Source organism: Arthrobacter sp. SW1, from assembly GCF_001766675.1.
Taxonomy (GTDB): Bacteria; Actinomycetota; Actinomycetes; order Actinomycetales; family Micrococcaceae; genus Arthrobacter.
In genome coordinates this window covers 31,752-45,735 of sequence record NZ_MJLT01000068.1, presented here as the reverse complement: position 1 = coordinate 45,735, position 13,984 = coordinate 31,752, and the positions used below count along the sequence as shown (strand labels likewise).

Here is a 13,984-nt window from a genome sequence, read left to right as displayed (position 1 = left end):
ATCATTGCTGTATGAGCAACCCCGAAATCGACGAAGTACCCATCCGCGACGAGATGATCCGCCTGGGCCAGCTGCTGAAGCTCGCCAACCTGGTGGAGGACGGCGTGGAAGCCACCGAACTCATCAAGAACGGGCTGGTGAAGGTCAACGGGGACATCGAAGAACGCCGCGGCCGCCAGCTACACGCCGGCGACACCGTCACGGTGAACGGCCAGACCGTGAGGATTGTCACCTCTTAAAGAGCAACGCGGGGTCAGTTACGGCCTATGTTGGCGCCAAACATGGGCCGTAAGTGACCCCGCGTCGGGGCTAGCCGTGGTTGAGCACCTTGTGGGTGAGGAATTCGCCCACGTGCCCGATTTCCTGCTGGTTGATGCCGTGCCACATGCCCGTGTAGAGCACCTTGGTGAGGTCCGTGTGCTTGCGGACCCAGCCCATGGTGAAGTCGATCTTGTCCGGCGTGATCACGGGGTCCTGCTGGTCGCGGCCCCAGAAGAACGGCACCGAGCCGTCCAGTTCGGCGTCCAGGAAGGCGGCGTCAGCACCGGCGTCGACGGCAAAACCGGACAGCCCGACGACGGCGGCAAAGTCCCGCGGACGCTTGCGAAGCATCGAGGTGGCCATGGCCATGCCCATGGAGAATCCGAGCAGGGTGACCGAGGGGTGGTCCTGCTTGACGGTGTCCAGCCAGTCAAGGGCGTAGTCTGCGGCGAGCTTGACGGCGTCCAGGGAGTAGTCGATCGAAGCGGTCAGCGGGAACCAGGTAAAGCCCGGGCCCATGGGAATCGGTGCGCGCAGGGAGGCGACAACGAACTCCTGCGGCAGCATTGTTGCCAGGCTGAACAGGTCTCCTTCATGCGAACCGTAGCCGTGCAGCAGGACCAACAGCGGCTTGCCGGCCCGCTCCCCTTCCTCGTGGGACCACATGACAACAGGGGCAGGAAAGGCGGCTGCTTGACTCATGGGACTATTCTTACAGTTACCCACGAGTAACAAGTTACCGTCGCGTAGCTATGCATCAAGAGGCAGGTCAACAACGTGAGCGCCACTGATCCCATGGCCCATCCCGCCGTGGACGAACCGATTCATCCCTGGAGCCGATACGTCGCCCTCGGCGACTCCTTCACCGAAGGCATCGGCGATCCCGAGCCGCGAAGCCCCGGCGGGCACCGTGGCTGGGCCGACCGGGTGGCGGAGGAACTGGGCCGCAGCCACGAGGATTTCGCGTACGCGAACCTGGCGATCCGCGGCCGTCTGCTGCAGCAGATCCTCGACGAACAGCTTGAGCCCTGCCTCGCACTGAAGCCGGACCTGATTTCCATCAGCGCCGGCGGCAACGACCTCATCCGGCCCGGCGGCGATCCGGACGCCCTGGCCGACAAGCTGGACGACGCCGTCGGGCGGCTGAGCGCGCACGGCGCCACCGTGGTGCTCTTCAACGGCCCCGACACCGGATCCACGGTGCTGGGCCGCATCCGGGGCAAGGTGGCCATCTACAACGAAAACCTGCGCACCGTGGCAGCCCGGCACGACGCCGTCGTTGCGGACATGTGGTCCCTGCGCGAGCTGGCCGATCCACGGATGTGGGACGAAGACCGGCTGCATTTCTCGCCGCTCGGCCACCACACCATCGCCGCCATGGTCCTCGACGCGCTCAATGTTCCCCACAAGCTCGAGCCGTACACCACCAAACCCCTCCCCGTGCGCAGCTGGCGCGAAGCCCGCAGCGAAGACCTGGTCTGGGCCCGCGAGTACCTGGTGCCGTGGGTAATCCGGCGGATCCGCCACCAGTCGTCCGGGGACGGCATCTCCCCCAAGCGCCCGACGCCGGGACCCGTCTTCGGACCTGCCGGCACCGCCGTGCCGCGCGGCTGAGTCCGAGTGGCGGAACCGGCAGACTGGAGGCAGGATGGACGGCACTGCTGACTGGCTCATCGATACCCGGCTGCGGCGGCAGCAACTGCGCCCGCCGCAGGCGGACAGCCCGGATGGCGCGCTGAAGAACCTGTTGGCAGTCCAGTCGCAGGAATTTGCCTATGCCCGATGGTCCCTCGCGCAACGCGGCGGCGGCGATGCCGCAACACTGGAACGGGCGGTTGCGGATGGCACCATCCTGCGCACCCATGTCCTGCGGCCCACCTGGCATTTCGTCCACCGGGACGATCTCGACTGGTTGATGGACCTCTCCGCGCCGCGCCTGCACCAAGGCAACAAGGGAATGTACCGGCAGACAGGCATCGACGCCGGAACGGCCGAACGCAGCGGGAACATCCTCGCCGCGGCGGTTGCCGGCGGCGCCCACAAAACCCGGGAGGAACTGGCCGGCATCCTCGCTGCCGAAGGATATCCCGGCAAGGGGCTGGGTTTCATCTACCTGCTGATGCACGCCGAAATCAGCAAGATCCTGGTCAGCGGCGCTCCGGTGCGTTCCGCGGGCGGCGCCCTGAAGCAGAGCTATGCGTCGTTCCCGGAACGGGTGGCACAGGGGTCCGGCAGCGGCGGGCGGGAAAGCGCCTTGGCGCAACTGGCCCTGCGGTACTTCCGCAGCCGCGGGCCGGCCACCGTCAAGGACTGTGCCGCGTGGTCCGGACTGACCATGAAGGACGTGAAGGAGGGGCTACGGCTGGCGGAGGACATCTCGCCCGGAGCCCTCGCATCGTTTACCCGGGACGGCCTGGAATTCCACCTCGCCGCCGAGGAGCTCGACGCCGTTGCCCCGGGCCCGCTCCAGGCCTCCCCCGGGGCGGCGCCCATTGTCGATTTGATCCAGTGCTACGACGAATACGTCATGGGTTATTCGCAGACACGGAACCACCTCGGCGGAACGGCACCCTATTACGCGTCCAGCGACGCACCGATGCACGTGGTGCTGCTGGACGGCAAGCTGGCCGGCTGGTGGCGGCACAGGTTCACCGGCGAGGCCTGCGAACTCGACGTCAGGATGGATCGCGCCTTGGATTCCGCGGAACAGGCCGCGCTTGAGGACGCCGTGCAACGGTACGGCCGCTTCCTGGGGGTTCCCGCAAAGCTTGTCGGGGCACCGCGCTAAGCTTGGCCCAAGCGCTAGGAGGCCCCCGTGAACAGTCTGTTCTTTTGGATCATCGTCTGCTCGTGGCTGATCCCGCTCGGGATACGCATGTACAGGCGTTCCCAGCAGCGCCGGATCAACAACAGCGGCTATCCGGACGGGCGCTTCCAGCAGGGCGGCTACCCAGGCCGGCTGCCCGACTACGTGTCCGGCCAGTATCCGCCTGGCCAATACCCGCCGTCGCCGTATCCGGGCCAGCCAAGCCAGCCCGAGCCGCCGGCGCCGTACCACGCGCCCGCGACTCCGCCGTCGTCGTCCATTCCGGTCCCGGCCCCCTCGGAACCGCAGGGATTCCGCGCCCGGAAGCTCGCCGAACTCGACCGCCAGTTCAGCGACGGAAAGATCGCCATGGAGGAGTACATGAAGCTCCGCCAGGAAATCATGAACGGCTGACGTGGCGGCCTTCGCTTTCGACGCTGTGCTGTGGCGCATCCCCGAGGAAGCCGGCTGGCATTTCATCACCCTGCCGGTGGAACTCGCCGCCGATCTCCGCGAAGAAACAGCGCAGCTGCGGAAGGGCTTCGGTTCCATCAAGGTCACCGCAACAGTGGCCAGCACCAGCTGGAGCACCTCGGTGTTCCCGGACAGCAAAAGCGGCTCCTACTTGCTCCCCGTCAAGAAAGCCGTGCGCACAGCCACGGGAATCCACAGCGGAGACACCGTGAGCGTCCACCTCGAGGTCGACGCCGGCATTTGAGGACGGCCTAAGCCTTCGGGATGCCTAGGCGAAAAACGCCGCCCCAAGCCGCGGGCCAAGCTGGCCGATCTCGGTGAGGAAACCGTCGTGCCCGATCGGGGCCTCGATGGTGTGGACCTCCACGTTTCCGGGCAGTGCCTCGGCGAGCTCACGCGACTGTTCCGGGAAGTAGAGCCGGTCGGAGTCCACGGCAGCAACGAAGAACGTGGCTTCCGTGAGCGAGAGCGCTTCCTTGAGGCTGCCGCGGCCCCGCGCCACATCATGGCTCATGAGGGCTTCCGTAATGGCGATGTAGCTGTTGGCGTCGAAGCGCTGCACCAGTTTGCGGCCCTGGTGGTCGAGGTAGCTTTCCACCTGGTAGCGGCCGCGCTCCCCCAGCGCAGGCGCCTGGAGCGGCGCTTCACTGCCCTGGGCATTGCGGCCGAAGCGGAAGTCCAGTTCCTGGGCGGAGCGGTAGGTAATGTGGGCGATCCGGCGGGCCAGGGCGAGGCCGGCCTCAGGCGCGGGGCCGCCATAGTAGTCGCCGCCCTTGAAAGCGGGATCCTGGCGGATCGCGAGTGTTTGCGCCTGCGCGTAGGCGATCTGCTCGGCCGTGCTGTAGGCGCCCACCGAGATCACCGCGCAGTTCTTCACCCGGGACGGGTGGCTGACGGCCCATTCGAGGGCGCGGGCCCCGCCCATGGAACCGCCGATCACCGCGTGCCAGCGGTTGATACCGAGGGCGTCGGCCAGCCTGGCCTCGGCGGCGGTGGAGTCGCGCAGCGTCACCAGCGGAAAGCGCGAGCCCCAGGGTTTGCCGTCCGGGGCGTTCGACGACGGCCCGGTGCTGCCGTAGCAGCCTCCGACGATGTTGACGGAGACAACGAACCAGCGCTCGGTATCGATGGTGAGTCCGGGCCCGACGAGCTGTTCCCACCAGCCTTCTTCGTCGCTGTCGCCGCGGGCCACGTGGGTGCTGCCGGTCAGGGCGTGTTCGATGAGGACCGCGTTGGAGGCGTCCGCGTTCAGGGTTCCCCAGCTTTCATACGCGAGGACAACCTCCGGCAGGAAACCTCCCGCCTCCAGCTCGAGGGCACCGACGGAAAGGTACTTGACCGTGCCATCTTCGCTGCGCTTGCTGGTAACCGACGGTGCGGCAATTGTCATGGAGAACCCCTGAACCTCGTGCTTGCCCGCCGACAGCTGTTCGGCGGGCCAGGTCTTCACCCGGGGCACCCCGCCACGGAAGGAGGGTTGCCGGCCAGCAAACCGGGGTTTAGCGCTGGCACTCGTGACCTATGGCTTCGAGTGTAGGAAACGCGGCTCCGGGAAGGCGAACAATGTGACAGCTTTGTGACGGTCCGGGCCCGCGCCGGCGGGCTGCCTGCCCGGGCCCGGACCGTTGCGGGACGGGGTCAGGCGCCCTTGGCTGCCCGGAATCCGGCTTCCAGGTCGGCCAGGATGTCATCGATGTGCTCGGTTCCCACGGCAAGGCGGACCAGTCCCGGAGCCACTCCCGCCACGGCCTGCTGTTCGGCGGTGAGCTGGCTGTGGGTGGTTGAGGCCGGGTGGATCACCAGCGAGCGAACGTCGCCGATGTTGGCCACGTGCGAGTGCAGCTCGAGGGCGTCCACGAAGCGCTTGCCGGCCTCCAGTCCGCCCTTGATGGTGAAGGCCACCACGGCGCCCGTTCCGCGTGGACCGTACTTGCGGCCGCGTTCGAACCAAGGGCTGGACGGCAGCCCCGCATAGGCGACGGATTCGACGTCGTCCCGGCCTTCCAGCCAATGCGCCACCTTGGTGGCGTTCTCCACATGCCGCTCCACCCGGAGGCTCAGCGTCTCGAGCCCCTGGGCGATCAGGAAGGCGTTGAACGGCGAGACTGCCGAACCGAGGTCCCGGAGCAGTTGCACGCGGGCCTTCAGGATGTAGGAGAGGTTGGCGCCGAGCGCTCCGTCCTTGCCGAGGTCCCGTGCGTACACGAGGCCGTTGTAGCTGGGGTCCGGGGTGTTGAAGTTCGGGAACCGCTCCGGGTGGGCTCCGAAGTCGAAGTTGCCGGAGTCCACGATCACGCCGGCGATCGCCGTGCCGTGCCCGCCGAGGTACTTGGTGGCCGAGTGGACCACGATGTCCGCGCCCCATTCGATGGGCCGGATCAGGTACGGGGTGGCGAGGGTGTTGTCCACGATCAGGGGCACACCGGCTTCATGGGCGACCGCGGCCACGCCTTCGATGTCCAGGACGTCCTGGCGCGGATTCGACACCACTTCGGCGAAGAACAGCTTGGTGTTCTCCTGCACGGCGTCCCGCCACTGCCCCAGGTCGTCCGGGTCGGCAACGAAGGTCACGGAGATTCCGAACTTCTTCAGCGTGTGGGCCAGCAGGTTGTAGGTCCCGCCGTACAGGCTGGGGCTTGCCACCACGTGGTCGCCCGCCTCGGCGACATTGAGGATGGCGAAGGTCTCCGCGGCCTGCCCGGAACTCAGCAGCAGCGCGGCGAGGCCGCCCTCGAGGTTGGCGATGCGCTGCTCCACGGCATCCTGCGTGGGATTGCCGATACGTGTGTAGATCGGTGCCAGCTCAGCGAGGGCGAAGCGGTTCGCGGCACTCTCGGCACTCGGGAAAACGAACGATGTGGTCTGGTAGATCGGCAGTGCACGGGCGCCGGCGGCTGCGTCCGGCTCCTGCCCTGCGTGGATCTGGCGCGTTTCGAATGACCATCCCTGGGACATGTCCTGCTCCTTCTCTGCGTTGGTTCTTCCGGCGTCCGGCCAGTCTAGGAAGGCTCACGCACGGCGCAGAAGCATTGTGAAGAAGCGCGTATTTTTCGGTCCCGGCGCGTCGCTGCATGACCTTCCGGGACACGGTCCTTGAACGTCCTATCTTACTTAGGCTTGCCTAAGCTGAGAGCTCCATCACAAAGTGCCAAGATGAAAGACATGCGCATGGATCACGTCTCTTACGCTTGTGAACAAGATGGCCTGATGGCCACGACAGAGCGGATTTCCGCAGCTTTGGGAGTGGAAGCGGTCCGCGGCGGAGTGCACCCGCGCTTCGGTACGCGGAACATGATCATTCCCCTCGCAGACCACAAATACCTTGAAGTTGTGGAGGTCCTGGACCACCCGGCGTCGGACAAAGCACCGTTCGGACAAGCTGTCCGGGCTCGCTCCGCCACCGGCGGTGGATGGATGGGATGGTGCGTCGCCGTCGACGACCTGTCCCCCTTCGAAGAACGACTGGGCCGCTCCGCGGTTCCCGGAAACCGCAAATTCCCTGACGGACGGGAACTTGTCTGGCAGCAGATCGGCATCCTTGGCCTGATCGCGGACCCGCAGGTCCCATACCTGCTCCGCTGGGAAGGGGATCCGTCCTTGCACCCGTCCCTCGTTTACGCGAGCGACGTCAAGATGTCCAGCCTCACCATCGCAGGCTCCGCGGCCCGCGTGACCGAATGGCTGGGCGAACCGGTGGAAAAGCCCCTCGAGGACGTCGCCGTCCAGTGGGTCGCTCCGCACGGTGTCCCGGGCATCATGTCCGTCACCTTTGAAACAGCAAACGGGGCCGTCACCATCTGACCCCTCGGGTGCCGCTTCGGCGGCACCCCATAGCTTCGGCCGCCATCACCGGGTGCCAATGGCGTCACCCGGCGACGGCGGCCGAACCATTTAAGCCGGAGTCCTGGACCCCGCGGGCCGGGCAGGCCGTACCCTTGCAGGACAAGAGGTTTCATTTGCCGTGGGGGTGCGCATGAAAAACAAGCAAACGGAGTGGCCGTGGAACAGGCCATGGCTGTGGCTTCTCTTTCTTGCCGGCACCCTCCTGGTCGGCGCCGGCGTCCTGGCGTTTCCCCTGTTCTCCCCGGTGGGCTGTTCTGCGGGCGAAGGTCCTGGCAGCGGGGCCTGCGAGCGCCAGGTTCCCATGAACTGGGTGGTGTGGCTCGCGCTGGCAATTGTTCTTGCGTTCTTTGTGCGCTTCTCCATCGGACTGGTCCGGGCCATCCGCTTTTCCCGGAGCCACACCGGCTTCCGCCCCTGAGTGAACCAGGCCGGGAGGCAGCGCCCCGTTCAGCCCAGGCCCACGGCCTTCCCGAACAGGCTGAAGCCGACGAACGCCACGATGTCCAGCAAGGCGTGCGCCACCACCAGCGGCGTCACCCGCTTGGTGCGGCTGTAGACCCAGCCGAACACGAGGCCCATCACCACGTTGCCGATGAACGGGCCGAAGCCCTGGTAGAGGTGGTAGCTGCCGCGCAGCAGGGCGCTCAGGCCGATGGCCAGTGGCATGCTCCAACCGAACTTGCCGAAGCGGTCCAGCAGGTAGCCCACCACGATCACTTCCTCGACGACGGCGTGTCGCACCGCCGAAAGGATCAGCACCGGCACCGTCCACCAGTAGGCGTCGAGCGCGCTGGGGATGATCGCCGTCGTGATTCCGAGCGCGCGGCCCGCGGCGTAAAGGCCCAGCGAGGGAATTCCGATGAGGGCCGCCAGGCCGAGTCCCTGCAACAGGTCGCGGACCGGGCGGGACAGCGTGAAGCCAAGGCGCTGGAACCCCGACTCGTGCTCGGACGGGCCGCGGTATGAAGAGTCACGGTGCAGGGAGAGGAAGTAGAACACCAGCACCACAGGAACCAGGGCGAAGGCGATGTCCAGCAACTGGTACGTGAGGTCGAAATACTCCCGGTTGTTGCGGGAGGCGTTCAGGGTGGAGGTGCCTTGGGCCAACGGCGCCCGGCTCATCTTGTCCAGCAGCTGCACCACGGAATAGACCGCGGACTGGCCGAGGGACAGGCCCAGCACAATAAGCACTTCGGCGCGGAGCCGGCGCGTGGAGGCAACAAGCATGGTCCTATCTTGCCTTCATTTCCCTGGGTGTTTGCCTATGCTTGGTGGGATGAGCGCGCCAGCACGTATCTTCATGGTCCGGCACGGCCAATCGGCCGCGAACGTGGACACGTCGATCTACAACCGCGTGCCGGATTACCGGATTCCGCTGACGGAGCTGGGCCTTGAGCAGGCGCGGAAAACCGGTGAGGAACTGCGCAGGAAGCTCGACGGCGAGCAGCTGTGCGTGTACGTCTCGCCGTACCTGCGGGCGTACCAGACCCTTGAGGCCCTTCAGTTGGACGGCCTGACGGAGAGGGTGATCGAGGAACCCCGGCTGCGCGAACAGGACTGGGCGAACTTCCAGATCGCCGGCGAAATCGAGGACCAGAAGGAACTGCGGAACCTCTACGGCCACTTCTTCTACCGCTTCAGGGAAGGCGAATCCGGCTCCGATGTGTACGACCGGGTTTCGTCGTTCATGGAAACCCTGTACCGGCACTGGGAGAAACCGGATTACGCCCCGAACACCCTGCTGGTGACCCACGGCCTCACGATGCGCCTGTTCTGCATGCGCTGGTTCCACTGGTCGGTGGAGTACTTCGAGTCCTTGAACAACCCGGGCAACGCAGAGCTCCGGACGCTGGTGCGCAATGACGAGGGCAAATACGAGCTGGACGTGCCCTTCAGCCAGTGGGTTGAGCGGCGCGTGGACGAAACGGTGCTGGACGCCCCGCAGCTGAACTTCTAGACGCTGAACTTCCAGACGCCGCCCCGGAATCAGTCGAGTTCAGCGACCGTCACTTCGGTGCCGGCGGCCTCGAAAGCGGCCTTGTCCGCGGGCTTGATCCCGCTGTCCGTGATGAGCCGCCGGAAGTCGTAGCCTGCCATGGTGGCAAAGGAGCGCTTGCCGATCTTGCTGGAGTCCGCCAGCACGTAGGAAGCGGCGGCCCGCCGCGCCATGGCCGAGTTCACCATGGCCTCGCCTTCGTCGGTGATGGTCGGCCCGATCTTCGGGTCCACCCCGTTGACGCCGATGAAGGCGATGTCCAGCGCCACCTTCTGCATGATGACGTCCGTGTACGGGCCCACCAGTTCGTAGGAGCGCGGGTTCAGGATGCCGCCGGTGACCATGATCTTGATGTTGGGCCGGACAGCCAGCTGCGCGGCGATGTTGATGGCGTTGGTGACCACCGTGAGCATGGGCCTGTTGGAGGGGGCGTTCAGGTCCTCGCGGGTCGAGAGCACCTGGGCCAGGGCGGTGCTGGTGGTGCCGCCGCTGAGGCCGACGACGGCACCGGGTTCGATCAGTTCGGACGCCGCCATCGCGATCCGCTGCTTGGCCTCGGCATGGTCGTCCCGGTTGTAGCGGCCGGGCAGGTCATAGGCGACGGCCCCCTTCGTGGCACCGCCGCGGGTGCGGCTGAGGAGGCGCTGCTTGGCCAGGCTGTCGAGGTCGCGCCGGGCGGTGGCAGGCGAAACCCCCAGTCGGGTCACGATGTCCTCGACCTCGACGTGCCCCGACTCGGCGAGGAGATCGAGAATGGCAGTCAGCCGATCTGTACGGGTCATCACGAACCTTCCGGAGGCGGTTTCTAGTTCACTTTCGCAAACAACGTCAGCAGGCGGGCGGTTTCCGCCACCAGGGCATCACGGCCCGCAGCCATGTACTTGCGGGAATCCACCACTGCCGGATTGGCGTCGAGGAACTCCCGGACCGCGCGCGTGAAGAATCCGTTCAAGTGGGTGGATACGTTGATCTTAGTCATACCGGCACGGATCCCGGCCACCAGCGTCGCGTCTGCTACGCCGGAAGAACCGTGCAGCACCAGCGGCCGTTGCACCGAATCCTTGAGCCGGGCGATCAGTTCCAGGTCCAACTGAGCGCTGCGTTCGGTCATCGCATGGGAGGATCCGACGGCGACTGCCAGGGCATCCACGCCGGTTACGGCCACGAAGTCGCGGGCCTCGCCCGGATCGGTGCGGACTCCGGGTGCGTGTGCCCCGTCCTTGCCGCCCACCTTGCCGAGTTCGGCCTCGACGTACACCCCGCGCTCATGGGCGTAGGCTGCCACGCGGCGGGTGGCCTCGACGTTCTCCGCATACGGCAGGTGCGCGCCGTCGTACATCACCGAGCCGAAGCCAAGGTCCACGGCCTGCAACGCCAGCTCTTCGGATTCGGCGTGGTCCAGGTGCAGCGCCACGGGAACGGCGGCGTCCCGGGCAATCGCGAGGGCGCCGAGGGCCAGTGGTTCCAGGCCTCCGTGGAACTTCGCGCAGTTCTCCGAGATCTGCAGGATCAGGGGCAGCCCGGCCGCTTCGGCACCGGCCACCAGGCCCTCCGCGGTCTCGAGGTGGATGATGTTGAACGCGCCCTGCCCTGTGCCGGCGGCAGCGGCCGCCTCAACCAGGTCCCGGGTCATGGCCAGGCTCACTGATGGTCCTCCCAGCTGATGATGAGTTGTTCTTTGAGTTCCGCATGGCGCGGCGAGATCTCCCCCGCGGCTGGCATCAGCACGGCGGCGGCGGACCATGCGGTGGCCCGGCGGAGGATCTCTTTCGTGTCCGTGACGCCTTCGGCCAGTGCCGTGGCGGCTGCGGCGACGGCGGCATCCCCGGCTCCGGTGGGGTTGCCGGTGAGCGCTTCGGGGAGCCTTGCCCGCCAGTACCCGTCCGGGGTGGCGTGGCTGAACGCGAGCATGCCGTCTGCTCCGGCGCTGACCAGGACGGTCTTCGCGCCGAGCCCGATCAACTGCCACGCGGCGGCTACGGGGTCCCGCTCCCCCGTGGCCTCTTCGAGTTCGTGGTGGTTCGGCTTGAGGAGGTCGGCGCCAGCTTCGGCTGCGGCGAGGATCCCGGAACCGGAGGTATCCACGATCGCCGGGATCCCGGCGTCGTGCGCCAAACGCACCAGCGCCGGGTAAAAGTCCGCGGGAGCACCCGGCGGAAGACTGCCGGAAGCGGCCAGGACGCCGGGGGCGCCCTCCCCTTCGACAGCCAGGGCGTCGACGACGACGGCGGCCAGCGCCTGCCATTCGCCGCGTGAGAGGGGGCTGCCTTCCTCGTTGAAGATGGAGGTTTCGCCGCCCACCGTGTCGACGAGGGCGATGCTGCGGCGCGTCGGGCCGGCTACGGGCACAAGCTTGTGCGGCACTCCGCTGCTTTCGAGTTCGGCCGCGAACTCGGCGCCGGAGCTTCCGCCGTACGGGGCCAGGGCGAGCGCGGGGAGGCCAAGCTGGTGCGCCACCCGGGCCACGTTGAGGCCCTTGCCGCCGGCGCGACTGAGCGGAGCGGGTACGCGGTGGCTCGCGCCGGGGCGGATGCCGGCCACGTGGTAGCTCAGGTCCATGGCGGGGTTCGGGGTGACGGTGATGATCCGCTTCATGCGAGCGGCTTCCCCAGGAGGCCTGTTTTTCCGAGGAGTTCGCGGGCGTTCATCGCGGCGCCGAGCAGTCCTGCGTCCTGGCCGAGCTGGGCGCGCAGGATGACGGGGCGGCGGTGGAAGTCGAGCATGCTGTCCACACGGCCGCGCAGGGGTTCGAGGAGTTCCTCGCCCGCTTCGGCCAGGCCGCCGCCGATCACTACGGCTTCGGTGCCGATGATGCTGACGCACTGGCAGATGCTGAAGGCGAGCGCGTCGATGGCGTCGGACCAGATCCGCCCGGCCAGTTCCTCGCCGGTGCGGGCACGTTCCAGGACCTCGCGGGCACCGGCCACGGGGGTGCCGGAGCGGGCAGCGTAGCGCTTGGCCACGGCTCCGGCCGATCCGACGGCTTCAAGGATGGTGGTGCCGTTGCCGTCAGGGTCCGGGACGTGCGCATGCCCGAGTTCTCCTGCGAATCCGCCGGCGCTCACGGCCTTTCCTCCGGAGAAGACGGCAGCGGCGATCCCGGTGCCGACCACCATCACCACCACGTCGTCGAACTCGCGGGAGCCGCCGTAACGGTGCTCCACGGCGGCTGCGGACCGGACGTCATGGTCGAAGGCCACCGGCACCCCGAGCCGGCGCTCCGCTTCCGCAGTGAAGGGGTAGTTCCGCCAGCCGAGGTTGGCCGAGTACAGACCCACCCCGGATTCCGGATCCACGATGCCGGGGACGATCACCCCGGCGGCCCGGACGGGAAGCGCGGGAAACTCGGCCTCGAGTTCGCGGGCCAGTTCGGCCATCCGGTCCAGGATGGCATCCGCCGGACGGTTGGGATCGCGCGGGGTGCTGACACGGCGCAGGCCGAGCACGTTCCCCTGGGCATCCACCAGGCCCACCTTCATGTCGGTGCCGCCGACGTCGAAGGCCAGTACCGCCGCCTCTGCGGCTCCGAGAACCATCGCGGGCCCTAGGCGGTGGTGTCGAGGATGACCGAGCGGGTGAGGTTGCGCGGCAGGTCCGGGTTCAGGCCGCGGACGCGGGCGCGTTCGAGCGTCACGCGGTGCACGCGGGCCAGTTCGGCCAAGGGGTGCTTTCCGGTGTTGATGTACAGGGCGCCGGTGGCTTCCATGTTGGCGTCCAGGCCCTCGGGCTGCTCTCCGAAGAGCCAGGTCACGCGGCCGGGGGCGGCAATGGAGATGGGGCCGTGGCGGTATTCCATGGCCGGGTAGGACTCGGTCCAACCCTGCACTGCTTCGCGCATCTTGAGGCCGGCTTCGTGCGCCAGTCCGACGGTCCAGCCGGTGCCGAGGAAGGTGAACTGCTCGGCGTCCAGGAGTTCCTGCGGCACCGCCTCGGTGACCGCCGGGCGGGCCTGCTCGACGGCGTCGGAAAGGTCGATCCCGAGGCTGCTCAGCAGGTACACCAGGGCAGTGGTGGCGAAGCGGGTCTGGACGACGGACTTTTCGTCCGCGTACGGCAGGCCCACCACGGCGTCGGCCAGCGTGGCGACCGGCGAATCCATGTCTCCGATCAGCGCGACGGTGCGGACCGTGCCACGCAGCGCCTGCAGCAGCTCGATGACCTCGGTGGTGGTCCCCGAGCGGGTGATGGCGATGACGGCGTCGTAGCCGCGGCCGGCGCTGTTGTGGTTCAGGAAAGCCTCGGAAGCAGCGAAAGCGTCCGTGACACCTTTTCCTGCGGCTTCGCGCGCCGTGGCATAGCTCTGCGCCATGAACCAGGACGTACCGCAGCCGACGACGGCGACCCGCTCGCCGTCCGCGGGCAACCGCGGTTCTCCGGCCGCCTCGGCCTTGGCGGCATCCGCCCCTGCCTGGGCGATTGCCTGGAGCCAGACGTCCGGCTGCGAGACCAGCTCTTCTTCCATGAAGGCACCAAGGGCACTGTTGCTCATCCGGCGTACCGTTCCTGTCTGCGCCTCGCGACGCGCATTTGACGTTTTTTGATCTATAAAAACACTAATCGATCAACTTCAATCGCACAAGGATCGCGAGTGACGCGTGTCACCC

General features: G+C 67.1%; 16 protein-coding genes, 1 pseudogene and 1 riboswitch. Of the genes and pseudogenes, 8 read left to right on the top strand and 9 right to left on the bottom strand.

The features are described 5' to 3' along the window. The first annotated feature begins 11 nt into the window (after window positions 1-11). Complete coding sequence (locus BIU82_RS18010; protein ID WP_070350840.1) at window positions 12-239, top strand: RNA-binding S4 domain-containing protein; 228 nt, start codon at window positions 12-14, stop codon at window positions 237-239. Window positions 240-309: 70 nt separating this feature from the next. Here the strand turns inward: BIU82_RS18010 and BIU82_RS18005 are convergent, their stop codons facing one another. Next, window positions 310-963, bottom strand: coding sequence for a phospholipase (locus tag BIU82_RS18005; protein WP_070350839.1), 654 nt, complete (start codon window positions 961-963; stop codon window positions 310-312). A gap of 93 nt (window positions 964-1,056) precedes the next feature. Between BIU82_RS18005 and BIU82_RS18000 the strand changes: the two genes are divergently transcribed. From BIU82_RS18000 to BIU82_RS17985, 4 genes are read left to right on the top strand one after another with little or no spacing between them, the layout of a single operon-like run. Then, window positions 1,057-1,875 carry an SGNH/GDSL hydrolase family protein gene (locus BIU82_RS18000; RefSeq protein ID WP_070350838.1) on the top strand — a complete coding sequence of 273 codons (819 nt, stop codon included), beginning with the start codon at window positions 1,057-1,059 and terminating at the stop codon, window positions 1,873-1,875. Between the two features lie 34 nt (window positions 1,876-1,909). Further along, window positions 1,910-3,049, top strand: a complete 1,140-nt coding sequence (locus tag BIU82_RS17995) for a winged helix DNA-binding domain-containing protein (RefSeq protein ID WP_070350837.1) — start codon at window positions 1,910-1,912, stop codon at window positions 3,047-3,049. A 27-nt stretch (window positions 3,050-3,076) separates the two neighbouring features. Next, a complete protein-coding gene (locus tag BIU82_RS17990) occupies window positions 3,077-3,481 on the top strand; it encodes a hypothetical protein (RefSeq protein ID WP_070350836.1) in 405 nt (134 codons plus the stop codon). A gap of 1 nt (window position 3,482) precedes the next feature. Further along, window positions 3,483-3,785 (top strand): DUF1905 domain-containing protein, encoded by a 303-nt coding sequence (locus BIU82_RS17985; protein ID WP_070350835.1) that lies wholly within the window; start codon window positions 3,483-3,485, stop codon window positions 3,783-3,785. Between the two features lie 24 nt (window positions 3,786-3,809). Here BIU82_RS17985 and BIU82_RS17980 read toward each other — a convergent pair whose 3' ends face one another. Both BIU82_RS17980 and BIU82_RS17975 read right to left on the bottom strand, forming a co-directional pair. Further along, entirely contained in the window at window positions 3,810-4,931 is a 1,122-nt protein-coding gene (locus tag BIU82_RS17980) for a homoserine O-acetyltransferase (RefSeq protein ID WP_070350834.1), read from the bottom strand. A 13-nt stretch (window positions 4,932-4,944) separates the two neighbouring features. Then, a riboswitch (SAM riboswitch) is annotated at window positions 4,945-5,061 on the bottom strand. Between the two features lie 118 nt (window positions 5,062-5,179). Beyond that, window positions 5,180-6,511, bottom strand: a pseudogene (locus tag BIU82_RS17975) (bifunctional o-acetylhomoserine/o-acetylserine sulfhydrylase); the annotation flags it as partial. Between the two features lie 192 nt (window positions 6,512-6,703). Here BIU82_RS17975 and BIU82_RS17970 point away from each other — a divergent pair. Next, complete coding sequence (locus tag BIU82_RS17970; RefSeq protein ID WP_070350832.1) at window positions 6,704-7,342, top strand: VOC family protein; 639 nt, start codon at window positions 6,704-6,706, stop codon at window positions 7,340-7,342. 172 nt (window positions 7,343-7,514) lie between these two features. Next, window positions 7,515-7,802 carry a hypothetical protein gene (locus tag BIU82_RS17965; RefSeq protein ID WP_070350831.1) on the top strand — a complete coding sequence of 96 codons (288 nt, stop codon included), beginning with the start codon at window positions 7,515-7,517 and terminating at the stop codon, window positions 7,800-7,802. Window positions 7,803-7,831: 29 nt separating this feature from the next. Here the strand turns inward: BIU82_RS17965 and BIU82_RS17960 are convergent, their stop codons facing one another. Continuing rightward, window positions 7,832-8,611 carry a CPBP family intramembrane glutamic endopeptidase gene (locus BIU82_RS17960; protein ID WP_070350830.1) on the bottom strand — a complete coding sequence of 260 codons (780 nt, stop codon included), beginning with the start codon at window positions 8,609-8,611 and terminating at the stop codon, window positions 7,832-7,834. A gap of 49 nt (window positions 8,612-8,660) precedes the next feature. Between BIU82_RS17960 and BIU82_RS17955 the strand changes: the two genes are divergently transcribed. Further along, complete coding sequence (locus BIU82_RS17955; RefSeq protein WP_171906581.1) at window positions 8,661-9,341, top strand: histidine phosphatase family protein; 681 nt, start codon at window positions 8,661-8,663, stop codon at window positions 9,339-9,341. A 29-nt stretch (window positions 9,342-9,370) separates the two neighbouring features. Here the strand turns inward: BIU82_RS17955 and BIU82_RS17950 are convergent, their stop codons facing one another. Genes BIU82_RS17950 through BIU82_RS17930 form a run of 5 tightly spaced genes read right to left on the bottom strand, consistent with a single transcriptional unit; the run spans window position 9,371 to window position 13,869 of the window. Then, window positions 9,371-10,162, bottom strand: a complete 792-nt coding sequence (locus BIU82_RS17950; protein WP_070350828.1) for a DeoR/GlpR family DNA-binding transcription regulator — start codon at window positions 10,160-10,162, stop codon at window positions 9,371-9,373. Between the two features lie 23 nt (window positions 10,163-10,185). Continuing rightward, complete coding sequence (locus tag BIU82_RS17945) at window positions 10,186-11,025, bottom strand: class II fructose-bisphosphate aldolase (RefSeq protein ID WP_171906580.1); 840 nt, start codon at window positions 11,023-11,025, stop codon at window positions 10,186-10,188. Continuing rightward, window positions 11,022-11,975 carry a hexose kinase gene (locus BIU82_RS17940; RefSeq protein ID WP_070350827.1) on the bottom strand — a complete coding sequence of 318 codons (954 nt, stop codon included), beginning with the start codon at window positions 11,973-11,975 and terminating at the stop codon, window positions 11,022-11,024. The genes BIU82_RS17945 and BIU82_RS17940 overlap by 4 nt, the downstream gene beginning before the upstream one ends. After that, window positions 11,972-12,916 (bottom strand): ROK family protein, encoded by a 945-nt coding sequence (locus tag BIU82_RS17935; protein ID WP_070350826.1) that lies wholly within the window; start codon window positions 12,914-12,916, stop codon window positions 11,972-11,974. Before BIU82_RS17935 ends, BIU82_RS17940 begins: the two co-directional genes overlap by 4 nt. Window positions 12,917-12,924: 8 nt before the next feature. Next, window positions 12,925-13,869 (bottom strand): SIS domain-containing protein, encoded by a 945-nt coding sequence (locus tag BIU82_RS17930; protein ID WP_070350825.1) that lies wholly within the window; start codon window positions 13,867-13,869, stop codon window positions 12,925-12,927. Window positions 13,870-13,984 lie beyond the last annotated feature (115 nt).